The 25210-nt window shown below is 60.5% G+C and carries 20 protein-coding genes; 9 read left to right on the top strand and 11 right to left on the bottom strand.

The features are described from left to right. Positions 1-83: 83 nt before the first annotated feature. The 7 genes from GH769_RS02440 (at position 84) to GH769_RS02410 (ending at position 7099) form a co-directional block, all read left to right on the top strand. Positions 84-1010 (top strand): glutamate/aspartate ABC transporter substrate-binding protein, encoded by a 927-nt coding sequence (locus GH769_RS02440; RefSeq protein ID WP_005785249.1) that lies wholly within the window; start codon positions 84-86, stop codon positions 1008-1010. 194 nt (positions 1011-1204) lie between these two features. Continuing rightward, positions 1205-1951: an amino acid ABC transporter permease gene (locus GH769_RS02435; protein WP_014717132.1), complete on the top strand. Its 747-nt coding sequence runs from the start codon at positions 1205-1207 to the stop codon at positions 1949-1951. Then, on the top strand, positions 1951-2622 hold the full coding sequence (locus tag GH769_RS02430) for an amino acid ABC transporter permease (RefSeq protein WP_003188954.1): 672 nt from the start codon (positions 1951-1953) through the stop codon (positions 2620-2622). The genes GH769_RS02435 and GH769_RS02430 overlap by 1 nt, the downstream gene beginning before the upstream one ends. After that, positions 2619-3353, top strand: a complete 735-nt coding sequence (locus GH769_RS02425) for an amino acid ABC transporter ATP-binding protein (RefSeq protein ID WP_003188952.1) — start codon at positions 2619-2621, stop codon at positions 3351-3353. Before GH769_RS02430 ends, GH769_RS02425 begins: the two co-directional genes overlap by 4 nt. 172 nt (positions 3354-3525) lie before the next feature. Beyond that, the gene (locus GH769_RS02420; RefSeq protein ID WP_014717131.1) at positions 3526-5427 is read left to right on the top strand and encodes a sensor histidine kinase; all 1902 of its coding nucleotides are present in this window, start codon (positions 3526-3528) and stop codon (positions 5425-5427) included. After that, positions 5424-6761: a sigma-54 dependent transcriptional regulator gene (locus GH769_RS02415; RefSeq protein WP_014717130.1), complete on the top strand. Its 1338-nt coding sequence runs from the start codon at positions 5424-5426 to the stop codon at positions 6759-6761. The genes GH769_RS02420 and GH769_RS02415 overlap by 4 nt, the downstream gene beginning before the upstream one ends. Beyond that, a complete protein-coding gene (locus GH769_RS02410; protein WP_014717129.1) occupies positions 6761-7099 on the top strand; it encodes a GlpM family protein in 339 nt (112 codons plus the stop codon). The genes GH769_RS02415 and GH769_RS02410 overlap by 1 nt, the downstream gene beginning before the upstream one ends. 150 nt (positions 7100-7249) lie before the next feature. On the opposite strand, the gene GH769_RS02405 is transcribed toward GH769_RS02410, so the two are convergent. The 6 genes from GH769_RS02405 to GH769_RS02380 form a co-directional block, all read right to left on the bottom strand. After that, entirely contained in the window at positions 7250-8647 is a 1398-nt protein-coding gene (locus GH769_RS02405; RefSeq protein ID WP_019817693.1) for a sigma-54 dependent transcriptional regulator, read from the bottom strand. After that, complete coding sequence (locus GH769_RS02400; RefSeq protein ID WP_032903293.1) at positions 8637-10415, bottom strand: HAMP domain-containing sensor histidine kinase; 1779 nt, start codon at positions 10413-10415, stop codon at positions 8637-8639. Before GH769_RS02400 ends, GH769_RS02405 begins: the two co-directional genes overlap by 11 nt. Then, positions 10415-11539, bottom strand: coding sequence for a GNAT family N-acetyltransferase (locus GH769_RS02395; protein ID WP_020301176.1), 1125 nt, complete (start codon positions 11537-11539; stop codon positions 10415-10417). Before GH769_RS02395 ends, GH769_RS02400 begins: the two co-directional genes overlap by 1 nt. 165 nt (positions 11540-11704) lie before the next feature. Continuing rightward, positions 11705-12553, bottom strand: coding sequence for a carboxylesterase (locus GH769_RS02390; RefSeq protein ID WP_020301177.1), 849 nt, complete (start codon positions 12551-12553; stop codon positions 11705-11707). Beyond that, complete coding sequence (locus GH769_RS02385; RefSeq protein ID WP_003188936.1) at positions 12550-13944, bottom strand: aspartate aminotransferase family protein; 1395 nt, start codon at positions 13942-13944, stop codon at positions 12550-12552. Before GH769_RS02385 ends, GH769_RS02390 begins: the two co-directional genes overlap by 4 nt. Next, positions 13937-14641, bottom strand: a complete 705-nt coding sequence (locus GH769_RS02380) for an MtnX-like HAD-IB family phosphatase (protein WP_020301178.1) — start codon at positions 14639-14641, stop codon at positions 13937-13939. Before GH769_RS02380 ends, GH769_RS02385 begins: the two co-directional genes overlap by 8 nt. 241 nt (positions 14642-14882) lie before the next feature. Here GH769_RS02380 and GH769_RS02375 point away from each other — a divergent pair, with 241 nt between their 5' ends. After that, a complete protein-coding gene (locus GH769_RS02375; RefSeq protein WP_020301179.1) occupies positions 14883-15653 on the top strand; it encodes a MipA/OmpV family protein in 771 nt (256 codons plus the stop codon). 134 nt (positions 15654-15787) lie between these two features. On the opposite strand, the gene GH769_RS02370 is transcribed toward GH769_RS02375, so the two are convergent. The 5 genes from GH769_RS02370 to GH769_RS02350 all read right to left on the bottom strand — a co-directional run bounded on the left by GH769_RS02370 (position 15788) and on the right by GH769_RS02350 (position 19445). Further along, positions 15788-16192: an EamA family transporter gene (locus GH769_RS02370; RefSeq protein ID WP_020301180.1), complete on the bottom strand. Its 405-nt coding sequence runs from the start codon at positions 16190-16192 to the stop codon at positions 15788-15790. Continuing rightward, entirely contained in the window at positions 16189-16569 is a 381-nt protein-coding gene (locus GH769_RS02365) for an EamA family transporter (protein WP_014717121.1), read from the bottom strand. The genes GH769_RS02370 and GH769_RS02365 overlap by 4 nt, the downstream gene beginning before the upstream one ends. After that, complete coding sequence (locus GH769_RS02360) at positions 16566-17486, bottom strand: arginase (RefSeq protein WP_032872911.1); 921 nt, start codon at positions 17484-17486, stop codon at positions 16566-16568. The genes GH769_RS02365 and GH769_RS02360 overlap by 4 nt, the downstream gene beginning before the upstream one ends. A 227-nt stretch (positions 17487-17713) precedes the next feature. Next, positions 17714-18367: a DsbA family oxidoreductase gene (locus GH769_RS02355; protein WP_014717119.1), complete on the bottom strand. Its 654-nt coding sequence runs from the start codon at positions 18365-18367 to the stop codon at positions 17714-17716. 58 nt (positions 18368-18425) lie between these two features. Further along, the gene (locus GH769_RS02350; RefSeq protein WP_019817689.1) at positions 18426-19445 is read right to left on the bottom strand and encodes an alpha/beta fold hydrolase; all 1020 of its coding nucleotides are present in this window, start codon (positions 19443-19445) and stop codon (positions 18426-18428) included. A 190-nt stretch (positions 19446-19635) separates the two neighbouring features. Here GH769_RS02350 and GH769_RS02345 point away from each other — a divergent pair, with 190 nt between their 5' ends. Next, positions 19636-25206 (top strand): dermonecrotic toxin domain-containing protein, encoded by a 5571-nt coding sequence (locus tag GH769_RS02345; protein WP_239688383.1) that lies wholly within the window; start codon positions 19636-19638, stop codon positions 25204-25206. The last annotated feature ends 4 nt before the right edge of the window (positions 25207-25210 follow it).

Below are 25210 nucleotides of genomic sequence, written 5' to 3'. Positions count from 1 at the left end.
CTTAGGAGCCGTCACGGGCAGTTGCTGTACAAGAGAGCCGTTCAGCTGGCTTCATAAAAAAAACAAATGTCGAGGAAGTATTGATGCGCATCGTTCCCCATATCCTGGGCGCAGCTATCGCTGCTGCTCTGATCAGCACTCCAGTTTTTGCCGCCGAACTCACCGGCACACTGAAGAAAATCAACGACTCCGGCACCATCACTCTCGCTCACCGCGACAGCTCCATTCCGTTTTCCTACATCGCGGATGGTTCGGGCAAACCCGTGGGCTACTCCCACGACATCCAGTTGGCCGTTGTCGAGCAACTGAAAAAAGACCTGAACAAACCCGACCTCAAAGCCAAGTACAACCTGGTGACCTCGCAAACCCGTATCCCGTTGATCCAGAACGGCACCGCGGATCTGGAGTGCGGCTCCACCACCAATAACGCCGAACGCGCCCAGCAAGTTGACTTCACCGTCAACATCTTCGAAATCGGCACCCGCCTGCTGGTCAAGAAAGACAAGGAAGGCAAGCCGTCCTACGCTGACTTTGCCGACCTGAAAGGCAAAAACGTCGTGACCACCGCCGGCACCACGTCCGAGCGCATCATCAAGGCGATGAACGCCGACAAGCAAATGGGCATGAACGTTATCTCCGCCAAAGACCACGGCGAATCCTTCCAGATGCTCGAAAGCGGCCGTGCCGTTGCATTCATGATGGACGACGCCCTGCTGGCCGGTGAAGAAGCCAAGGCCAAGAAGCCCGATGACTGGGTTATCACCGGCACTCCGCAGTCATTCGAAGCCTATGCATGCATGGTTCGCAAAGGCGACCCGGACTTCAAGAAAGCCGTGGATGACGCCATTGTCGCCCTGTACAAGTCCGGCGAGATCAACAAGATCTACGCCAAATGGTTCGAAAGCCCGATCCCACCGAAAGGCCTGAACCTGAACTTCCCGATGAGCGACAAGGTCAAGGAGCTGATCGCTAACCCTAGCGACAAACCAGCGCCAGAAGTAAAAATCTGATACCTGACTAAGCTTATGTCCTGAGGGAGCCAACCCTCCCTCAGGCGTCTGTAATTACCTGCTGGTTTTAACTTGGAACACTCGACCTGGCGGTTTTCGAGCCGATCGTGTGTGCCTGGCGTTCAACGTCAGGCGGGAACGGATCTTCCCCAAGCGGGTGCTTGTACATCGATCGATCTCGAGGGGAGACCCTAATGAATTACAACTGGGACTGGGGCGTGTTCTTCAAGTCCACCGGCGTGGGCAGCGAGACTTATCTCGACTGGTACCTCTCCGGGCTGGGCTGGACCATCGCCATCGCTGTCGTGGCATGGATTATCGCCTTGCTGCTGGGCTCCATTCTGGGGGTCATGCGCACGGTGCCAAACCGCCTCGTATCGGGCATCGCGACCTGCTACGTGGAACTGTTTCGTAACGTGCCGCTGCTGGTTCAGCTGTTCATCTGGTACTTCCTGGTACCGGACATGCTGCCGCAGAACCTGCAGGACTGGTACAAACAAGACCTGAACCCGACCACTTCGGCCTACCTGAGTGTCGTAGTGTGCCTGGGCCTGTTCACTGCCGCCCGTGTGTGCGAGCAAGTGCGTACCGGTATCCAGGCGCTGCCACGGGGCCAGGAATCCGCGGCGCGCGCCATGGGCTTCAAGCTGCCGCAGATCTACTGGAACGTGCTGCTGCCCCAGGCTTACCGCATCATCATTCCGCCGCTTACCTCGGAATTCCTCAACGTGTTCAAGAACTCCTCCGTGGCGTCCTTGATCGGCTTGATGGAACTGCTGGCGCAAACCAAACAGACCGCCGAGTTCTCGGCCAACCTGTTTGAAGCCTTCACCCTGGCCACGCTGATCTACTTCACCCTGAACATGAGCCTGATGCTGCTGATGCGCGTGGTCGAGAAGAAAGTCGCAGTGCCCGGCCTGATCTCCGTGGGGGGCAAATAATGGACTTCGATTTCAGCGGCATCATCCCCGCCATCCCGGGCCTGTGGAACGGCATGGTCATGACCTTGAAGCTGATGGTCATGGGTGTGGTCGGCGGCATCATCATCGGGACCATTCTGGCCCTGATGCGCTTGTCGTCCAATAAACTGCTGTCCCGCGTGGCCGGCGCCTATGTGAACTACTTCCGCTCGATCCCGCTGCTGCTGGTGATCACCTGGTTCTACCTGGCGGTGCCGTTCGTGCTGCGCTGGATCACCGGCGAAGACACCCCGATCGGCGCGTTCACCTCCTGCGTCGTGGCGTTCATGATGTTCGAGGCTGCGTACTTCTGCGAAATCGTACGAGCCGGCGTGCAGTCGATTCCCAAGGGCCAGATGGCGGCGGCACAAGCCATGGGCATGACCTACGGCCAGACCATGCGCCTGATCATCCTGCCCCAGGCGTTCCGCAAGATGACGCCGTTGCTGCTGCAACAGTCGATCATCCTGTTCCAGGACACCTCCCTGGTCTACACCGTGGGCCTGGTGGACTTCCTCAACTCCGCCCGCTCCAACGGCGACATCATCGGCCGCTCCAACGAGTTCCTGATTTTTGCCGGTGTCGTCTACTTCATCATCAGCTTTTCCGCCTCGCTGCTGGTCAAGCGTCTGCAAAAAAGGTTTGCCGTATGATCTCTATCAAGAACATCAACAAGTGGTATGGCGACTTCCAGGTGCTGACCGATTGCAGCACTGAGGTTAAAAAAGGCGAAGTGATCGTGGTGTGCGGGCCGTCCGGCTCGGGCAAATCCACCCTGATCAAATGCGTGAACGCGCTGGAACCGTTCCAGAAAGGCGACATTGTCGTCGACGGCACCTCCATCGCCGACCCGAAGACCAACCTGCCAAAACTGCGTTCGCGCGTGGGCATGGTGTTTCAGCACTTCGAGCTGTTCCCGCACCTGACCATCACCGAAAACCTGACCATCGCGCAGATCAAGGTTTTGGGCCGCAGCAAGGAAGAAGCCACCAAGAAGGGCCTGCAACTGCTCGACCGCGTGGGCTTGTCGGCTCACGCCCACAAGCATCCTGGCCAGCTCTCCGGCGGCCAGCAACAACGTGTGGCGATTGCCCGCGCCCTGGCCATGGACCCGATCGTCATGCTGTTCGACGAACCGACCTCGGCGCTGGACCCGGAAATGGTCAACGAAGTGCTCGACGTGATGGTGCAACTGGCCCACGAAGGCATGACCATGATGTGTGTGACCCACGAAATGGGCTTTGCGCGCAAAGTGGCCGACCGCGTGATCTTCATGGACGCCGGCAAGATCATCGAAGACTGCCCGAAGGAAGAGTTCTTCGGCGACATCAGCGCACGCTCCGAGCGTGCGCAGCACTTCCTCGAGAAAATCCTGCAGCACTAAAAGCAACACCGTTCGTCCTGTAGGAGCCGGGCTTGTGTGGGAGCTGGCTTGCCTGCGATGGCATCGCCTCGGTGCAACTGTTACACCGAGGCGCCTGCATCGCGGGCAAGCCCGACTCCCACACAAGCCCGCTCTTACACTGGCGAGAAGTAGCTGACCCAAGGCATCTGTGATGAAATGCGACCCCAATCAATATCGCGCCGCGCCGCCATCACTTGCCGTGAAGCCTCGTCTGATACGCCAACTGTTCCTGCCGCCGTTGATCATCGCCCTGATGGTCGGCCTGGGTTATATCGGCTTCTGGGTCAGTGACTACTACGGCATCCGCACCCTCAGCGACAACGGCGAACGCCAGTTGGAGCTGCACGCCCGCACCGTCGAAAGCGAACTGAGCAAGTACACCTACCTGCCCAGCCTGCTGGAACTGGAGTCCAGTGTTTCCCAACTGCTCGCCGACCCGAACCAGGAAACCCGCAAGACGGTCAACGACTACCTCGAAGGCCTGAACCGCCGCAGTCGCAGCCGCGCCATCTACGTGATGGACACCACCGGCCGCGTGCTGGCCACCAGTAACTGGCGCGATGCCGACAGTTACCAAGGTGAGGACCTGTCCTTTCGCGCCTATTTCCAGAACGCCGTACGCGGCCAGCCCGGTCGTTTCTACGGCATCGGCAGCACCAACGGCGAACCCGGCTATTACCTGGCCCATGGCCTGGAAGAGCACGGCAAGATCATCGGCGTCGCTGTGGTCAAGGTACGCCTCGAAGCGCTAGAAGAGCGCTGGCAACGTGCGCGCCTCGAAGCTTTCGTGAGCGATGAGAACGGCATCATTATTCTTTCCAGCGACCCGGCGCGTCGCCTCAAGGCCGTACGCCCGCTGAGCGATGACACCAAGGACCGCCTGGCCCACAGCCTGCAATATTACTGGGCGACGCTCAATGAACTGCAACCCCTGGCCCGTGAGCGCCTGAACGAAGGCACCGAGAAACTGACCTTCCCGGCCAACACCGAAGTGGTCAACGACCAGCACGCGGTCAGCTACCTGGCGCAGACCCGCCCGCTGAACGACACGCCGTGGAACTTCACCCTGCTCACCCCGCTCAACGACCTGCGCCGCGCCGCGATCAACCAGGGCATCCTGGTGGCCGTCGCCTTCGGCCTGGTCGCCTTCCTGCTGATTGCCTGGAACGAGCGACGCAAGGTCATCGCCACCCGCCTCGCCGCACGGGAAGCCTTGCAGGAAGCCAACAGCCAGCTTGAGCGTCGGATTGCCGAACGCACCGCCGACCTGCGCGCCAGCAACGAACGGCTCAAGGGCCAGATTCGCGAACGACGCCAGGCCGAAGAAACCTTGCGCCGCGCCCAAGACGAACTGGTACAGGCCGGCAAACTCGCGGCCATCGGCCAGATGTCCACCAGCATCGCCCACGAACTGAACCAGCCGCTGGCGGCCTTGCGCACGCTGTCGGGCAACACCGTACGCTTCCTTGAGCGCGGCGCCCTGGACACCGCCAGCACCAACCTCAAGACCATCAACGAACTGATCGACCGCATGGGCCGCATCACCGCCAGCCTGCGCTCCTTTGCTCGGCGCGGCGACGACCAGGGCGAAGCCAGCCTCGGCAAGGCCGTGGACGCCGCGTTCCAGGTGCTCGGCGCGCGCCTGGACAGCCTGCCGTTGACCGTGCACCGTGACTTTGCCAACGCCCAATTGCAGATCGACCAGACCCGCCTGGAGCAGATCCTGGTCAACCTGATCGGTAACGCGCTCGATGCCATGCAAGCCCAAGCGGTGCCGCAACTGTGGCTGGAAGGCCAGAGCGGCGATGGCAAATACCGCCTGTTGGTGCGTGATAATGGCCACGGCATCGACCCCGAGGCGCGCAAGCATTTGTTCGAACCCTTTTTTACCACCAAGCCCGGCGAACAAGGCCTGGGCCTGGGCCTGACCCTTTCCGCAAGCCTCGCGGCCGCTACCGGCGGTAGCCTTGCCGTGGAACATCCGGCCAATGGTGGTACCGCCTTTGTCCTTAACCTGCCATTGGTGGGCGCTCAACGAGCTGAGTCGACATGAATACACAAGCCCAAGACCTTACCGTCCTGATCGTCGAAGACGACCCCCATGTACTGCTCGGTTGCCAGCAAGCACTGGCGCTCGAGGACATCACCAGCGTCGGCGTGGGCAGCGCCGAAGAAGCGCTCAAGCGCATCGGCGAGAACTTCGCTGGCATCGTCATCAGCGATATCCGCCTGCCGGGCATCGATGGCCTGGAACTGCTGACCCGCCTCAAGGCCATGGATAAAAGCCTGCCGGTGGTGTTGATCACTGGGCATGGCGATATCTCCATGGCGGTGGGCGCCATGCGTAACGGCGCCTACGACTTCATGGAGAAACCCTTCTCGCCCGAACGCCTGGTGGACGTGGCACGCCGCGCCCTGGAACAGCGCGGCCTGGCGCGGGAAGTCTGGTCGTTACGCCGGCAACTGGCCGAGCGCGACTCGCTGGAAGGCCGCATCATCGGCCGCTCGCCAGCGATGCAAAACCTGCGTGAACTGATCGCCAACGTCGCCGACACCTCGGCCAACGTGTTGATCGAAGGCGAAACCGGCACCGGCAAGGAACTGGTCGCGCGCTGCCTGCATGATTTCAGTCGACGCCATACCCACCAGTTCGTTGCGCTCAACTGCGGTGGCCTGCCGGAGAACCTCTTCGAAAGCGAGATTTTCGGCCACGAGGCCAACGCCTTCACCGGCGCCGGTAAACGTCGCATCGGCAAGATCGAGCATGCCCATCAAGGCACGCTGTTCCTCGATGAAGTAGAGAGCATGCCGATCAACCTGCAGATCAAATTGCTGCGGGTGCTGCAAGAACGTACGTTGGAACGCCTGGGTTCGAACCAGAGCGTGGCAGTGGATTGTCGGGTAATCGCTGCCACCAAGTCCGACCTCGACGAGTTGAGCCGCGCCAGCCAGTTCCGCAGCGACCTGTACTACCGCCTCAATGTCGTCACCCTGGAACTGCCGCCTTTGCGCGAGCGGCGCGAAGACATCCTGCAACTGTTCGAACACTTCCTGCAGCAATCGTCGCTACGCTTCGACCGCGCCGTGCCGGAGCTGGACAACCAGACCCTGTCCAGCCTGATGAGCCACGACTGGCCGGGCAACGTGCGTGAGTTGCGCAACGTCGCCGAACGCTTCGCCCTGGGCTTGCCCGCCTTCAAGAAAAGCGGCGCCGGCAGCGGCAACCAAGGGGTTGCCTTTACCGAGGCGGTGGAAGCCTTTGAGCGCAACCTGCTCAACGATGCCCTGCAACGCAGCGGCGGGAACCTGACCCAGGCCAGCCAGGAACTGGGGATGGCCAAGACCACCCTGTTCGACAAGGTCAAGAAATACGGGTTGAGTCACTGATGGATCTGTTCTTGAAGGCTGCACTTGGCGCCGCAGTGGTGCTGATCCTGGCGGCGCTGGCCAAGACCAGAAACTATTACATCGCGGGCTTGGTGCCGCTGTTTCCCACTTTTGCGCTGATCGCCCATTACATCGTCGGCAAAGGCCGAACAGTTGCGGATTTGAAGACCACGATCCTGTTCGGGATGTGGTCGATCATTCCGTACTTTGTGTATTTGGCGACGCTGTATGTAATGGTCGATCGGCTGCGGTTGGAGGCATCGCTGGCAGTCGCCGCCGTGGCCTGGTTGATGGCCGCGACGGTGTTGGTCAGCGTGTGGGTACGCCTGCACACCTGACACAACGCGGCAGATCGTTCCCACGCTCCCGCGTGGGAATGCAGCCAACGACGCTCCGCGTCCACGCGCGTGACGCAGAGCGTCACCAGCGGCACTCCCACGCGAAGCGTGGGAGCGATCATCGCAGGCAAGCCAGCTCCCACACTCAGATCAGCGCACGATCTTGTCTACCTGAATCCCCAGCTTCTTCAGGCGATACCAGAAGCTGCGCTCGGAAATGCCGATCCGCTGCGCCGCCGCGGCCTGCACCCCATTGCTCTCCTGCAACGCCGCAAGAATGTAGGCTTTCTCCACTTCGGCCAGCGCCGCATCCAGGTCCCGCGGCACGCCTGGGCCGTCGCTGAGGAGCGCGGTTACATCGCCCTCGCTCGGTTTGGAAGCAAATAGATACCCCGGCAAATCAATATCCTCGATCACCGATGAAGCCGCGACGATGGTTGCGCGCTCCACGCAGTTTTGCAGCTCGCGAATATTGCCCGGCCAGTGATACGCCGCCATGGCCTGCAACGCCTCGGGGCTGAAACCGGTGATGCGTTTGCCGGTTGTCGCGCTCAGGGTGTGGGCGAAGTGGCGCGCCAGGGGCGCGATGTCTTCCACGCGTTCACGCAAGGACGGCAACGGAATCGGGAAGACATTCAGGCGGTAATACAGATCTTCGCGAAACTCCTTGGCTGCCACCGCATCCAGCAGGTTCTTGTTGGTGGCGGCAATTACCCGTACATCCACCTTGCGCTCGCGGGGGTCGCCCACCGGTTCGATAACCCGCTCCTGCAAGGCGCGCAGAATCTTGGCCTGCAACGCCAAGGGCATATCACCCACCTCATCCAGAAACAGCGTGCCCTTGTCGGCCTGCATGAAGCGCCCTACCCGGTCAGCCACGGCGCCGGTGAACGCGCCTTTGCGATGGCCAAACATCTCGCTTTCCAGCAAGCCTTCAGGGATGGCCGCGCAATTGACCGCCACGAAGGGTTGGTCGGCACGGCTGCCATGCTTGTGGATGGCGCGGGCGACCATTTCCTTGCCAGTGCCGCTTTCGCCGGTCAGCAGGATAGTAGCGTTGCTGTCGCGCACCGAATCGACCGCCTGGAGCACTTGGCGAAACGCCGGGCTATCGCCCACCAGGCTGTCGAACTGCGCATGCTCGTCCAGCTCGGCGCGCATGCGCGCGTTGTCGCGCATGATGTCGCGAAACTGCAGGGCCTTGGCCACGGTGATGTCCAGCTCGTCGATGTCGAACGGCTTGGCAATGTAGTCATAGGCACCGTTACGCATCGACTGCACGGCGTTTTTCACCGTGCTGTAGGCCGTCATCACGATCACCGGCAAGGTCGGATAACGCACCTTGATTTCGGCCAGCAACGCCGGCCCGTCCATGCCCGGCATGCGCCAGTCGCTGATGACCAGGTCGATGTCCTCCTCCCCCAGCACCTTGAGCGCATGCAGGCCATTGCCCGCGCTGAACACCTGGATGCCGTTCTGGCTCAAGGCCTGGGTCAGCAGATCACAGAGCTTGGGCTCGTCGTCGACCACCAATACGTTATGCGTCATGCCCTTCCTCATCTTCACCGTCGTCTTCACCGTCAGCCGGAATGTACAGGCTGAAGGTCGCGCCGGCATCTTTCTCACTGGCGCATTCGATGCTGCCGTCGTGACTTTCCATGATCGAATAGACTTTGGCCAGGCCCAGGCCTGTGCCCGAGGCCTTGGTGGTGACGAATGGCGTGAAGATACGCTCCACCATGTCCGCAGGGATGCCCTCGCCGGTATCGGCGATGCTGATCACGGTGTTGTCGCCCACGCTGCGAATGCCCAGGGTCAGGCGCCCGCCGTCGGGCATCGCGTCGATGGCGTTGAGAATCAGGTTGAGACAGGCCTGCTTGAGCTGCTTGGCATCGGCGTAGATCGTCGCGCCAGGCGCCTGGTCGTCGATCTGCGCGTCAATGCGATGGCTGCTCAGCTCCGGGCCGCAGAAACCGAGGATTTCTTCCACCAGGGCGCGTGCCGGTTGCTGCACGCGTATCGGCGGGTTGGGCTTGGCGAAATCGAGGAACTCGGTAATCAGCTCGTTGATGCGGCTGACTTCGCTGATGACATATTCCAGGTGACGCTTGTCGGTTTCCGCCAGGTCAGCGCGCCGATGCAACAGTTGGGTGGCGGTCTTGATGATGCCCAATGGGTTGCGAATTTCGTGAGCCAGGCCCATGGCGACTTCACCCAGGGCATGCAAGCGGTCACGCCGGCGCAGTTGGGCTTCCAGATGATGCAACTCGCCCAGGCGTTCGGTCATGTGGTTGAAGGTGCTGCTCAATTGCGCCAGTTCGTCACCGCCACTGACCACCACACGGTGCGCATAACTGCCCGAGATCACCGCATCCACGCCTTGGGACAAATCGCGCAGAGGCTTGGTCAGGCGCCGCGACACCAACAACCCGGCCGCCAGTGACAGCGCCGAGCTGACCAGGAAGATCAGCACGAACAGGTTGCTCTGGTTCACCAGCCCCACCAGGCTGGTATGGCGTAGCAGGCCGCTGAAGATCACCCCTTGCAACTCGCCGGCATCATTGAAAATCGGCCAATACAAACCGCTGTACTGGTTAGTGAACTGCTCGCTGGGCTGCTTGGTGCTGCGCAGGTAGGCCTCGACATTCTTGGGGATGCGCGAGGGGTGATTGGCGAAGCGCTGGGTGGAAAATATTTCGGAAAACCCGGCAGGGTTGGCCAGGTACAAACGCAGGTCGAGGGAATGCACGTCGGCCACGCTGGTGAGGAAACTGCTGTCCAGGTAAGTGGCGACCAGCAACAGGTAATCAACGCCGTCACGGCTGGTTTCGAAGGTCGACACCACCAGGCCCGTGCTCACGCCGGCGACTTGCACGGTTTGCAGCACCGCGTTGCTGGTGAGGTTGATCTGCCTGACGATGTCATCGGCGGCCGTGCTGAACATCACTTTACGGTCGCTGGTGCGAATCAGCGCGACCACGTCGATATCGGTGGCATCGGCAATGTCGGCGGTGAGCCGGTCATGCTTCTCGGCATTTTTGGACGACGGCGGGCTGGTATAGCGCAGGAACAGCTTGGCCATGCGCGCGTTGTCGTGAAGGATGTCGCCGATTTCGTCCTTGACGATCTTGGTCGACTCTTGCAGCCAGATCCGCACGTTGCTGTCGAAAATCTGCGACAACGTGGTGGCGGCCAGCTCAGCCGCGATCATGGTGGGAATCACGCTGACCAGCCAGAACGCCAGCACCAGCTTGCGCTGGACGCTCCAACGCGAGATGGCAAAGGGGCGGGCTTTCTGGCGGGTCTTGGTAATCATCAGGTTTCGCTTATCGCAGCAGCCATGGCAGGGTCGGAACGATCCGGTCGAATAAACAGTTTTACAAGCTTGAGCAGGCCGTTGACCAGCCAGTTACGGTGGCGGAAGAACAGGCTGTTGCCCTCGAACTCGCACCCCAGGCGCAGTTTACTGGCATACCCGGCCTGGCCGCACTCGTACAGCGCAATACGGTGTTCAATACAGTAGTCGACATTGGTCAACCAGCTACGGAAGTACAGGTTGTACTCGCGGCTGAACGCAAGGTCATGGCCAAAGAACTTGTCCACCAGCCGATGCTCATCCAGCAGAATCAGGTTGAACGCCACCAGGCGCTCGTCCACCCAGTACAGAACACAGACCGCCCGCTCGTGCAGGTGTTCGAGCACCCCCGTGAAGTAACCGGCGGGCAGGCGTTCGAACTGCAAGTCTGCGCGCGCGAGCGTGGCCTCGTACAGGCGCATGACCTCGGGCAGCACGTCATCGATATTGCGCCGCCACTCGACCCGCGGCCCTGGTGCGCGCAGTTTGCGGCGCAGGTCCTTGCGCGTGGATTTGCCCAGCGACCCCAGGTAGGCATCCACCGAGCCATAAGGCAGGGGCAACACCCCCGTGGGCAAACTGGGCATGCTTTGAAAGCCTGCGGCAAGGCAGCTCTGGGCCCAATGCGGGTCGTTGGTGGGCGCATCCTTGACCGCCAGCAAGCCGATACCGAGCGCGTTGGCATCGCTGCGCGCAGCCGCCAGTAACTGCTGCAACAGCAACGGGCGCCGGGATTCGGCCACATGGCTGGCGACACCGGCATCACAGCGCTCAGCCACCGGCGAACCGATGGCGTACAACGCCAGTTGCAAAACGCCCGGCCACAGCCGCTCCAGGCGCTCGGTCAAGCGTTTGCCGGCCCCCGACAGCGTAGTGTCGAGGCGATAATGGGTGATGAACGCGGCAGCCACGGCCACCAGCGTTTGATCCTCGAAGACCGCCAGGTAACGCCACTGAAAGTCATCGATTGCGGCGTTTTCCACGGCCAGGTAATAGTCCCAATCCTCCAGGGCACCGGGAAAACAGTCGTTCCAGGCATCGCGCTGGATAGCCCGGATGGTCGGGAAGGCTTGGGTGGTAATCACAGTTTTTCCTTATCAACACCGCTCTACTGTAGGAGCGAGCTTGCTGTGGCGAGGGAGCTTGCTCCCGCTCGACTGCGCAGCAGTCGCAGGCTTTTGGGGGTGCTTCGCACCCCAGCGCAAGCAAGCTTGCTCGCCACAGCAAGCTCGCTCCTACAAGTAAATTAATCACGCCACACGATTGAGTTGCACTGCGTGCTGCTCGACAAACCTGGCACTCAACTCGATCACCCGGCGGTACTGCAAATCGACCGTGATCATGTGGTAGCAGTTGTCCAGCAGGATCTTGGTCACCGGCCCGCCGAGGTGGCGCTCCACGTAATCGGCGTTCCAGCGGCTGGTGATGTCGTCCTCGATGGAATGCAGCACCAGCGCCGGCACCTTGATCTGGGGCATGCGTTTCTTGACCACCGCGTTCATGCGGTGCAGCTCGCGCACGGTGATGCCTTCCATGGTCAGCAACCCCGCCTCACTGCTCTCGCCTTCCTTCATCTGCCGCTCGACGATGGCCCGCAGGCGCTCGTTCTTAATGCCATAGGGCGGCTTCTCTTCGAAGCTGCAAATGTGCACGCCGAACGGAATCTTCATCAGCAAGGGCGTGAGAAACGCCAGTTTGTTGATGCTCCAGCCGTCGTACTTCAAGGTGGTGGAATACATCAGCAACCCGGCGACTTGCCCTGGGTGTTCGGACGCCACATACATCGACATCACCGCGCCCATGGACAAGCCACCGACAAACACCTGCCCGTGGCGTTGCTTGACCTGTACGAAGGTCTTGCGCACGCCTTCGTACCAGTCCTGCCAGCCGGTGGCCTGCAAGTCGCTGTTGTCGCCGCAGTGCCCGGCCAGCGTGGGCACATACACCGTGCAGTTGCCCGCCTTGGCCAGGCCCTTGGCGACCTGGCGCAACTCGGTCGGTGTGCCGGTCAGGCCGTGGATCAACAGGATCCCGACCGGACCATCACCGAGAACGAAACCGGCAGTACCTTCACCGAGGTCGATCCCTTGAGCATTCACCGCGTGGTTGCTCGCACCAGCAGTTGCTCGAGCAACTTCAGGCCCAGATCGATTTCCGGGTAGCTGATTTCCAGGGACGGCGCCAGGGTGATCACGTTCTTGTAGTAACCGCCCACATCGAGGATCAACCCGAGCTTCTGGCCGTCTACCAGCATGTCGCCTTTCATGCCTTCTTCGACCATGTAGTCCAGGGTCGCCTTGTCCGGGGTGAAGCCATCCGGGCCGCAGATTTCGCAGCGCAGCGCCAGGCCCAGGCCGTCCACATCGCCGATGATGGGGAAGCGTTTTTGCAAGTCTTGCAGGCCTTCCAGGAAGTATTTGCCCTTGGCCATGACCATGGCGCCGTAGTCGACTTCGCTGGTCATCTTGAACATTTCCAGGCCCACCGCGGTGCCCAACGGGTTGGAGGCGAAGGTGGAGTGAGTCGAACCTGGCGGGAACACCTTCGGGTTGATCAACTCTTCACGGGCCCAGATACCGCCCAATGGGTTGAGACCATTGGTCAACGCCTTGCCGAACACGATCACGTCCGGCTGTACATCGAAGTGCTCGATCGACCAGAGTTTGCCGGTGCGATAGAAGCCCATCTGGATTTCGTCGGACACCATCAGGATGCCGTGCTGGTCCAGGACGTGCTTGAGCTCGCGGTAGAAATTCATCGGCGGGATCACGTAGCCGCCGGTGCCCTGGATCGGCTCGACATAGAAAGCTGCGTATTCGCACTGGTTGGTCTTAGGGTCCCACACGCCGTTGTATTCGGTCTCGAACAAGCGGGCGAACTGCTGCACGCAATGGCTGCCGTACTCTTCCTTGGTCATGCCCTTCGGGCCACGGAAGTGGTAAGGGAATGGGATGAAATTGGCGCGTTCGCCAAAGTGGCCGTAGCGACGACGATAGCGGAAGCTAGAGGTGATCGACGAGGCGCCGAGGGTGCGCCCGTGGTAGCCGCCTTCGAAGGCGAACATCAAGCTTTTGCCGTTGCTGGCGTTGCGCACCACCTTCAGGGAATCCTCGATGGACTGCGAACCGCCGACGTTGAAGTGCACACGGCCGTCGAGGCCGAACTTGTTCTTGGCATCGACCGCGATCATTTCCGACAGCTCGATCTTGCCTTTGTGCAGGTACTGGCTGGCGATTTGCGGCAGGGTGTCGATCTGCTTTTTCAGCGCGTTGTTCAGGCGCGGGTTGGCATAGCCGAAGTTGACGGCCGAGTACCACATCTGCAGATCGAGGTAGGCCTGGTCTTCGGTGTCCCACACATAGGAGCCTTCGCAGCGGCTGAAAATACGCGGCGGCTCGATGTAGTGAACGGTGTCGCCGTAGGAGCAATACTTGGCTTCTTTATCCAGAAGCACCTGGTCTTCAGCGGTAGCGATACGGATATCAGACATGATGGAAGAGTTCCTGATTGTCAGAAGAGGTGTTGAAGGTGGTGGCGTTGGCAGCGAGGCCTTGTGGCAGCTTGGCCAGCAACGCCGGCACTTGCGCAAAGCTGTCGAAGCGCGCATGAGGAATCTGGTGGGCGACGCAGTAGTCGGCGAGGCTGCCCTTGGCGAACACGAAGTCGGCGGTGGAGGCCACGCACATGTCGGACTTGCCGTCGCCGATCACCAGCACGCGCTTGTTGCGCGGCGTGGATTTGCACTTGCAGTTGCCGGCAGCGGCGCGACAGGCATCGCTGGCATACGGGAAGTCGATGCGCCAGCTGTCCTGGTCGACCTGGCGCAGGCGGTTGGCGAGGATCGGCAACAAGGTCACGTAGTTGCGCGAAAGGATGCGGGCAATGCCCTGCTCGATGCCATCGCTGACCACTTCGATGGAAGCACCCAGGCCCATGACGTGATCGACAAAATCCGGGAAGTCCGGGTCGATCTCGACACTGTCAAAGTACGCCAGCAGTTCAGCCGGGGTGGCCTTGATCAGCGCCAGTTGGCGGCTCAGGCATTCGCGTGAACCGATATGCCCATCCAGCCATTCCTGCTCAATGGTTTCCCACTCGGGGCCGGCGAAGCGTTGGAGGACGTTGTCGATGACATCCGTGGGGGTAATGGTCCCGTCGAAGTCACACACGATATGCCAGTTGATCATCTGCCTTTCCTTTAGGTAAAGGGCCTTGGAGGAGCGCGCTGTCTGCGCTTGCCAAGGGATAGAGCAGGGACTGTGCCAACTGGCCAAAACCCCGCAGGGCTGGGGGTGAGCGCGAAATGCGCAGCGATATATGTCGCAGGAGCTACAATTTTTGTAGCTTGCTACAAACAACATGAGTGCTTGCGCAGGCGCGTCGGTTTGCGCGTTCATGCGCGCCTGCCCACCTTCAGGAAACGTCTCCATGTCCAAGCTCGCTGCTGCTGTATTCACCGGTTTACTTGGAGGGTGGGGCCTTTGCAGTGCCGCGTGGGCAGAAGGCATCACGGGCGACGTGGGCGCGGGCCTCAGCTATCAGCCCCACGACCCCAGCGCCAGCCGCTACGAAACCCGGCCTGTGCCTTACCTGGACCTGGATTGGGGCGACGTCAGCCTGAGTACCGATGACGGCCTCACCTGGAGCGCCCTGGATACACACGGCCTGACCGCTGGCCCCTATATCAACTACCTTCCGGGGCGTACTTCCAACGGCGAATTGCAGGGCCTGCGCAACGTGTCGGACATGGCCGAGGTGGGCGGCTTCGTCCAATACGCCCCGGCCAATTTCTGGCGGGTCTATGCGCAATTGGGCCAGGCCGTGGGCGGCGGGCATTCCCAGAGCGGCGCCCTGGGCAAAATCGGCGGCGAGTTGGGTTACCCCGTGGGTGGCGGGATTATCGGCAGCAATAGCCTGGTTGCGCATTTTGCCGATGCGCGCCAGACCAATACCTTCTTCGGCGTGGACAACAACGAAGCCGTCGCTTCAGGCTTGCGGCCCTATAACGCGAGCGGGGGCTTCCAGAATGTGACGCTGAGCCAAAGCTTCGCCTTCCCCCTGGCGCCCCATTGGTCGCTGCTGACCAGCGCCAGCTGGGTACACCTGGTGGGGTCGGCGGCCAAGAGCAGCATCGTCAAGGAGGCTGGCCATGTGAATCAGGGCCAGGTGCAGACGGCGATCAGCTACACCTTCGACTGAATTACACGGGAGCAAAATTGTGGGAGCGGGCTTGCTCGTGAAAGCAGTGTGTCCGTCACCCGCTACTTAACTGACCCACCGCATTCGCGAGCAAGCCCGCTCCCACATTGAGCCTGTGTTTCATAGCACAAACTTCAGTGTTCTTCGCCTTCAGCCAACAGCGCGATACCACCGATAATCACCACCACGCCCACCCAATGCAGCACGCTGATGTGCTCGCCCAGCCCCAGCCAAGACCCCAGCAATACGGCCACAAACACCAGCGAACTCAGCGGAAACGCCAGGGACAAACTGCTACGCCGCAGGATCAGCATCCACACAAAAAACGCACCCAGATAGCTGGCAATCGCCGCCAGAATCCCCGGGTTGCGCGCCACGTCCGCCAGCCATTGCCAACTGAAGTCCATCGGCCCCAATTGATCGCCGGCCACCTTGGTGAACAACTGCCCGGCGCTTTCGGTGGCGATCAGCAGTGCCCACAGCACCAGGGTGCCAAGCCGCCCATGCAGCCAGCCGGTATTGGTTGTTTGCGTTGTCATGCCTGGTTCCCCGCGATTGCTACCAACATCACACCCAAAGTGATCACCAATGTGCCCAGCCAGCGACGTCCGCTGACGGTTTCCTTGAGCACCACCCTGCCCGCCAACACCACCAGGCAATAGGCCAACGCCGCCAGCGGAAACAGCAGACTCAAGGGCGCACGGGACAGCGCTTCGAGCCACACAAAAAACTCAATCACATAGGCGCCGACGCCGGCCCACAGCAGCGGCGCATTGAACACCTGGCCCCAGAACGCACGCAGGCGAAAACCGCCATCGAGTTGGGGCAAACGGTCCACGCCCAATTTGAAACACAGCTGGCCAATCACATCGAGGACGATGGAAAACGCCAGTAACAACACCACGGTCAGGGTCACGGGAACAGCTCCTCAAACAGGTCGATCAAGGCTTCATTGGTTGCAGCATTGCGCTGCAAGTCTTGCGGGCTCCAGCGCTCCGGTGGCGGCTGGTCGGACTTGGCTTCCCAGCGCTTGAACGCGTTGCTGAACGCCGGTGTGGCGAACTCACCGCAGATGTCGATGCCAATGATGCGTTTACCCGCCGCCAACGCCCGCAGGGCCTGGAGCAAATGGGTCAGGCGCATGCCGCCCTGGTCCCAGTTGGTGGCGGCGTCTTCACTGGCCAGCACATCTTTGTCGATGGTGATCCAGATCGCCTCGGTGGGCAGGCTGGCAATCATCTGGTCGAGGAAGGCTGCCCAATCCAGGTCCGCCAGGTTGCGCCAATGCAGGTGGTTTTCCTGTTGCTGGTGGCCGGCGCCGTCCCCCACCCGGCCCCAGACCTTGGACGGCGGATGCTGCCAGGGAAACAACTGCAAACGCCCGCGCTTGAGGGCGCCAAGGTTGCCGCCGCGCAGTTGCGGGTTATGCAGGTCATCGCTGCACGGGCCGAGGGTGACGATGCGTTGGATCGCCGGCATCTTCAGCGCCCGGTTGACCCACGAACCGCAGTGCCGCTTGGGCGCAAAGCGCACCCAGTCGGGGTGGTTGTCAAAGTGAATCAGGCTGACGGGCTCTTTGAGATCGGCCAAAAACGCCGGCGTAAGGTGGTGATAATCGCCGGAACCGACAAACAGAATTTCCGGGCGCGCGTCACGGGGCCGTGGCCGTTGGGCCAGGCGCTCGACGAAACGCTTCCAGGTTTTTTCGGTGGACCACAAACGCAATTTCGGGCCCAGGTCCAGCAGGTCCAGGCGCGTGGCCCGACCGCTGGCCAACCGCCGGGCAATCGGTGCCTGGCCGGTGAGGCTGTGGTCAAGGTCTAGAATGTTCAAGGTAAGTTTCACCCCTAATGGCAGCGCCCAACCGCAGGCCGGTTGGGCTTTAGGGGTGTAATGCAAGGGATGGGCCAGCGCTCGGATGAGCGCCATGTTTGCAAACAATGAGTATCACGTGTGGGAGCTGGCTTGCCGGCGATAACGGTGTGTCAGCCAGCCCATTTGCAACTGACAGTCCGCTATCGCAGGCAAGCCAGCTCCCACATTTTGCTCCGTGCTCGGCCTCAGGATTTCGATTCGTTGATAATCTGGCGAATCGCGCCGACGAAGGCTTCCGCCGGTTGCCCACCGCTCACCGCATATTGGTCATTGAAGACAATGGTCGGCACCGAACTCACCCCACGAGAAACCCACAGCTGTTCCTGCTCGCGGACTTCGGCGGCGTATTCATCGCTGGCAAGAATCTCGGCGGCGCGCGCAATGTCCAGCCCTACGCTCTCGGCGATGATCGCCAGGGTCGCGTGGTCGGAAGGGTCCTGGCCATCGCTGAAATACGCCTTGAACAGCGCTTCCTTGAGGTTGTATTGCAAACCTTCCAACCCGGCCCAATGCAACAGGCGGTGCGCGTCGAAGGTGTTGTAGATACGGCTCTGGCCGTCGGTGCGGAACGCAAAGCCCAATGCGGCGCCCATGTCGCGGATACGCGCACGATTAGCCTGGGACTCTTGCGCCGTGGAGCCGTACTTTTCGGTGATGTGCTCGACGATGTTCTGCCCGATGGCGGGCATGTTCGGGTTCAGTTCGAACGGCTGGAAATGAATCTCGGCCTGCACTTCGCTGCCGAGCTGGTCGAGGGCCTCGGTCAGGCCGCGCAGGCCGATGATGCACCAGGGGCAGGATACGTCGCTGACGAAATCGATTTTCAGGGGGGTACTCATGGTGGGCAACCTCGCGGGCAGTCATGCGCATACATAAAGGTTGCACGATACACCACCTTCACAGCACCTTCGAAGGCTCGCTCAAATCGATCTGCGCCCAGTGCGCGGCATCCTGGCGATGGGCTTGCAGGTAGGGCAACACCGCCGCCAGCAAGGGCGCCTTGAACGCTTCCTGAAAACGGTGGGCCAGGCCGGGAATCAATTTCAACTGGCTGCCCTGGATATGCGCGGCCAGATGCACGCCGTGCATTACCGGCAACAACGGGTCGGCGGTGCCGTGTACGACCAGGGTCGGCACCCGCAGCTGGTTGAGCAAGGGCACACGGCTCGGCTCGGCCAGGATCGCCATGATCTGGCGCTTCACGCCTTCGGGGTTGAAGGCGCGGTCATAGGACAGCGCCGCCTGGTGCAGCAACGCCTGGCGATCGTCCTTGATATCCGGGCTGCCCAACGCCGCGAGCAAGTCTGCCTGTTGCTCCAGCGCCACCTCACGATTGGGCGCGCTGCGCCGCGACAGCAATTGCACCAGGGCTGCGTTCGGTGCGGGCAGGCCCTCGGCGCCGGAGCTGGTCATGATCAGGGTCAGGCTTTCCACACGCTGTGGCGCCATGGCCGCCAGGTGTTGAGCGATCATGCCGCCCATGCTTGCGCCAAGGACATGAAATTGCTGCACCTGCAATGCATCCATCAAGCCCAGCGCGTCGTCGGCCATGTCGGTCAACGTATAGGGTGCCGCCACCGGCAAACCGAGCTTGTAGCGCAGCACTTCGAAGGTCAGGTTGGCGCTCGCCGGCGCCTGCCGCCAGGTGGACAGGCCGACGTCGCGGTTGTCGTAGCGAATCACCCGAAAGCCTTGTTCGCACAGGGCCACCACCACTTCATCCGGCCAGTGAATCAACTGCCCGCCCAGCCCCATCACCAGCAGCAACGCAGGGTCGGACGCACGGCCGATACTTTGATAGGCGATGCTCACCTGAGCCAGGTCGACCGTTTGGGTCGGGACATTGACATCACACCGAGAAGCCGCAAAAGACGGCAGGCCGAACAGGAGAGCGGCCACTAAAAACAACGCACGCATGAAAAACACCAAAACGCAGAACCCCAGTAGAGCGCGAGTCTGATGAAGTTTGTTCAAGCGCGCTGCCACAGTTCGATGACAGTTTGATGAAGAGTGCCCAGCGGTCATGTCGATAGCTATGTGCCGCAGCCCACTTGGCATGTCGATCTCTAATAGGGCTTTGGCCTTTTAGATAGAGCGAATCCGCCCCATGCCTTCTTCCATTGCCCTACCTCCTGCGACACACCCACTGATGCAACCGGCCATCGACGAACACCTGCTCGCCGATGCCACGCCACGCTTGCAGAACTGCCGCGCCGAGCTGCTCGTGCTAATGGAGGGTATCCCGACGGTGCGCGACACCATCAATCGGATGCTCCAAGCGCAGCTTCAATTGGACGGCGAGCGCGTGGCACTGGAGTTTCCCGCCACCGAGCGACGTGGGCGCAGCCGCATTGTCCTGACAGATGCCTGCCTCTATATGCAACAGCATCCGGCCCTGGATACAGCGCAGGAGCCAGACGCACGTGTGCTCAACCTGCCGCGGTCCCACGCGTTGTCGCGCTACACCGCGGCGATGCTGCTCGACGAGCTCAAGGGCCTGGACCTGGAACAAAGCCTGGATGACCACTGGCTGCGCTACTGGCGTACAGAGCGAGCGCCCCGCTCGCCGGTAACTTGCTACAAGCGGGTGCTGGAGCTGTACCGGATTCACATTGAAGCCAGCGCTGAGCGGTCACTCGCCTCGGGGAAGGTGCATGCCGAAGTCCTCGATCCCGTGTTTTCACTGCTCCATTCGCAGTCGGCTACAGCGCAGACACCTCGCCGCTACACCGAACACCTATTTCTCAAGCCCCACGACGCCCCAGCCATCGCCCTGCCTGGTGCCTGGGTATTGAGCCTCGATACGGAAACGCCGGCCAGTCAACTGCTGTACCTGCCCACTCAGGTTCCGACATGGAAGGTATTGAGCAGACGCGAAGACCTGGAACGCTGGCTGCTCGACCGACAGCAAGCGCTGTTCGGCATCACCGAGGTCGATCCTTTGGCAAGGATCGACTATAAGGCCAGCCACAACCCGCTGGAAACGGGCATCACCCTTTGGCTGAAACAATTGACCGAGGCGCAATATCAGGACGCGCTGAGCCCGCTTGCGAACGTACAGATTCACAACGCTTACTTGGCCCTCCAGCACGTCGACCGGCGTGATGACATGCGTAAAACCCGCTGTCTGTTTGCCTCGGAGCCTGAACACCCGGAATCGGCCGTCGGCACCACTAGCACCCCACCCGTTCCCCAATTCGGCCGGCTGCATAACGGTGTCGATACCCGCCAACGCAAAGCTTTGATCGAGCACCAACGGCGCGCCCTGGAAAACCTGTTGGGCAACGACACACCAACGAGTGAGCGCTGGCAGTCATTCAAGCAACAACTGGACGCACTCAAGGCGCTACAACACGCTGCCGAAGCGGCGGCGCGGGCCATGCTCAACCGAGCGCCCCTGGATTTCGACACGCTCAACACCCACTACACCGCGCTGTACCAGGCACGTTTGCAGGGGGTCAAGACCGAAGCGCGTATCCAGAGAACCCTCGATCAACTAAGTGAGGACGAACTGCAACTGATCGAAAACGCCCTGGCCGCACCCTCGCCGGATGTCGTCGCATTGACCTTGTCGGTCACTCAGGCCGGGAATCCAACGCCTTCCCGCACCGAACTCAACGGGCCACTGGTTTTCCTTCCACCCCAGGACGAATCCACGGCCGGGACACGTGAAGGCGTGCATATCATTTACTGGCCCGGCAGGGACGGTGGTTTGCAGCGTTTCTCGTCGCGCCAGGCACTGGAGGATGGGATATTTGGCATTCAGCCCGAGGATCAACAACTGGCGCTGCAATTCACGACACTGACCCAGGACCCATTCGACTACAGCTTGAGCAGTCAACAGGCCGCCTTTGAAGAACAGGCCGCCCGCGTGCGCCAGACGTGGTCAGCCGATGAACACGCGTCACAGCGCGTCGGTGAACTGGAGCAACGGGTGGAGCAAACGCTGCCTGGCTTGTTGGTGCCCGAAAACTCGGCGCGTGAGGCGGCGTTTCTGCTACTTGTCGAACAACATAATGCGCGGCTGCTGGCCGAACGACTGCCGTCATGGCTGATCACTCAACCCGTTGAAAAACGCGAGGCATTCAAGGCCCTGCTACGCGCCTATATACCGGCGCTGAACAATGCCCAGACGCTGCTGGAGCGCTCCCTGCCACCGCGTGACGCGTTCGTCAGGCACAAGCTCGATGCGCGTATACGCAAGGATTTTTCTATCCGCAAAGGCTTTACTCTTCAACTGGAACTGCCTGACTCGGTGGAGCATAAACGCGACATCATTGCCGGCGCCGCACCGGGAACTCCGGTCAAAATCATTGATGTACCCAGTGCCAGGCGCAGCCAGATGACGTTGGACGACCTGGCGCTACGCAACATCGACGCCGAACTGAGCCAGCGCCTGGGGTTCGTGACTGTCCAGGTGACGGCCGACGATGTCGAAGAGCGTGACACCCTCAAGGCTGGCATCACAAAAAGCTACCTGAAGGATCTAGTTACCGGCCTTGACCTGGCTAAACAGTACGAAGTCCGCATCCTCGACGCGTTCAAGGGCGCCCAGGGCGAATCCATCCATCAAAAACTCTACCGCCGCGAATGCCTGGTGGAGCCTTTGCGCCTGATGCTCAAAACGCAGGGCATATTGGCGCACATGCAGAACCACATCAGCGCCGACGAAGTACGGGTGTTGAACACCGCCATCGACGCCGATACCCAGGCCGCCTGGCACGCCAGCGCGAAGCGCATCCGTCTGCTGCCGGCTCATCTGAGTGTTGGTGGTGCGGACACCCGGCAGGAGAGCCAGATTACCCTGTCGGGCATCACATTCATCGAGGAACAAAACTCGGGCAGCACCTTGCTTTACCTTCCGGACGCGCCTGACGAACGCTACCTGCGCCGTTATGCCAATCTTGAGCAGGCGCGCATTGCCCTGTTCGAACTCTGCCGTCTCGACAGCATGGCGCTATACGTGGCGGGTCGCGCAATCAAGGGTGATGTGCGAGCACACCTGGGTCGTATCGACCATGCCACCGGTAAAGGCTACGACGCGATGATACAGGCCGGACTCCCCTGGCCAGTCACCACTTCATTGGCCGCCCATCAGTTGAATGCTCAGATGGGCCGTTTGCTGGAAGCGCATCGTAATGATGCGCGATCCAATGATGACCTGGCCCACGAAAAATATTCTCTCAAAAGCGGCAAGGTGTTCAACGGCATCAAAATCGCTCTGTCGTTCGTACCCTTCATCGGCACTGCAGTGTCCCTGGCAGACGCCACCACCAGCCTGTACCAAGCCGTAGCTGCCTTCAGGCGCGGTGACAGCGGGCATGGCATCGAACAATTAGCCTCGGTGTTCGAGTGCCTGGTATACGCGGCGATGGATACCCTGGCGCTGGCGGCCGTGCCCGGCTCACGCGGCAGTTCGGCCCGGCGATTGAGCGCCGCCCACCAGCTCAAGCATCCGCGACGCCCAAACTTTTGGCGCTCTGTCAAAACACACCAGCGCACAACCGCACGCCAGCGTTTTGCCGGTTACGAACACCCGCATATCTTCAGTATCGACAGCCTGCAACCGGTACATACCGGGCCTTATCGCCATACCCTGCGCCACACCTCTGGCGAGCATTTCATCCTCAGTGAGGGGCGCTATTACAACGTCAAGTTTGACCCAACGGCTCACGAGATGCGTCTGGTCGCCAAGGGCAAGTATTACTCACCGGCCGTTGCCCTGGACCACGCGTTGCAGTGGGACACTTACTCGGCACTGCATGGCGGCCACCTCACGGGTTATGGCGGCGGCAGCAGGCGCACAGGACGTGACGTATCGCGGGCGAGGGCCAACGTGCCAGCAACCGTCGCTCGGCAACTGCCTGCAGACGTGCTTGAGGTCAATATGCAGCGCCTCGAACTCGGCCAATCCCTGCAAAACCAGGCCCGTGCCTGTTACGGTCAGGTCAGCGAGACCACCAGCAAGCTAAAGAAATTTACCAGCGACTATCCGGCCCCGTCAGACGTATCACCACAAAAATTAACTGACAGCAAAATCCTGGATATCGCGCTGACCAAAGACGTCGACGATGCCAAGCACCTGTATGCATCGTTCGAAACGGCTAAACAGCGTCAAGTGCATATTCGCGACCTCGACTATTCCGAGGAACTGAACCGGACAGCCCACATCGTAGCGGACCGCCTGAACCACCTGATCCAGAATGCAAAAGACCGGGCCGGTGTGCTTATCGATCGAATCATCGAGATCAACCACCAACTGAACCGCTCATCTCACACACCAGGGGCTCTTCAAGCACTGACCCAGGAAATCAGACAGTGTCGCCTGGACTTGCTCGATGAGCTGAACCGGATAGAGGCCTCGATGAAAGACATGAGCACGTGGGTCAAACGCATCACCGTCAGGCACACGCGCACGGAGGTCTCCACCTACTTGGATGCCTGGAAAAACAGGTTTACCGACCTGCGCATGGCGAGCACGAGAAGCAGCAATCTCATGCAGGCGCTCAGCCTGCGGCCAGACACCTTGAGCATTGACTGGCTGTTTCTGGAGGCCGCAGTGCATCGAGCCAGAAGCAAGTTCGATCGTGCCGTCACCAGCCACATGACGTTGCCCGATGCCAACATCAGCCGTGTCGAACGCAACCGGGTCCTGCAAAACTGCATCAAGGTCTATGAAGACTTGTCGCTTGACTTGATAACCTGGAACGAAAAATCGCCCAGCCATTTCGACCAAAGCTTTCTGGCGCTGCTGCAGAAGGATCTTGCCCGCCTGATACGAAAAGCCCAGCGCACGATAAAAAAGCCCGCTTCCCAGTCAACATCGAACACCACCCAAACGGTGTTTGAAACTGAAGAGGGTCAGTTATTGATTGGTATCGAGAAGCCGGCCGGCCAGCAGTCGCCGAGGCAATTGATCATCAACGATGCGGATGGGGCGACTGTTGAAGTGTGGGACAAGATTGGCGACAGCAACACCTTTCGCTTGAACACCAACCAAAGCCGAACGGTTGCCGCCCCACCGAAGCTCCCCACCGACGTAAACGCCTTGCTCGCGAACGCCCGTGCACGCTTGGCGGCGGCGGATGCCTTTGAAAATAAGGTGCGAAGCTACAAAACCATGGAACCGATCAATCTTGAACATATGCTGGTGACCGAGGCCAACGATCTGCGTGCCCGCGCCAGCAAAGTGCAGAGCCTGGATGCAAACAACCCGATCATCGAACAACTGAACACTCGAGCCAGTGCGCTTGAAAAGTCCGGTGAAGCGTTGCGTATCACGCGCAGCCTGCAAAGCAGTACGCCTACCGAGGGCTACCTGGATTACCTGATGGGCAAAGGTCGCGTGGTAATCCGCAAGAAAGGCACACGGCAAAAAATGCGCGAAAAGCGTCCCGATGGACAAGACGACTACCTGCAAGAATATGAAATATACGAGGCGAGCAAGCAGGCGAAAACCGACAAACCGATCTGGTACGCCCATTTTCATTACGATGCGCCGAACTCGGCATTCGACAGTTTTCGCAAAGCACATTTAAAGCTGCAACATCAGCAATATCTCGGGATGAAATGGCAAGCCGCCAAAGAGGGTGCTGGCGCTGCCTTTGCCGACACCAGGATCTGGCGCGGCAACATCGACAAGTCGATCGCCGAAACCCACTTCCTGCCATTGGGTTGACGCC

Origin of the sequence: Pseudomonas sp. CFSAN084952, assembly GCF_009648855.1 — a bacterium.
Taxonomy (GTDB): Bacteria; Pseudomonadota; Gammaproteobacteria; order Pseudomonadales; family Pseudomonadaceae; genus Aquipseudomonas; species Aquipseudomonas paracarnis.
This window is presented reverse-complemented; position numbering and strand designations above follow the sequence as displayed.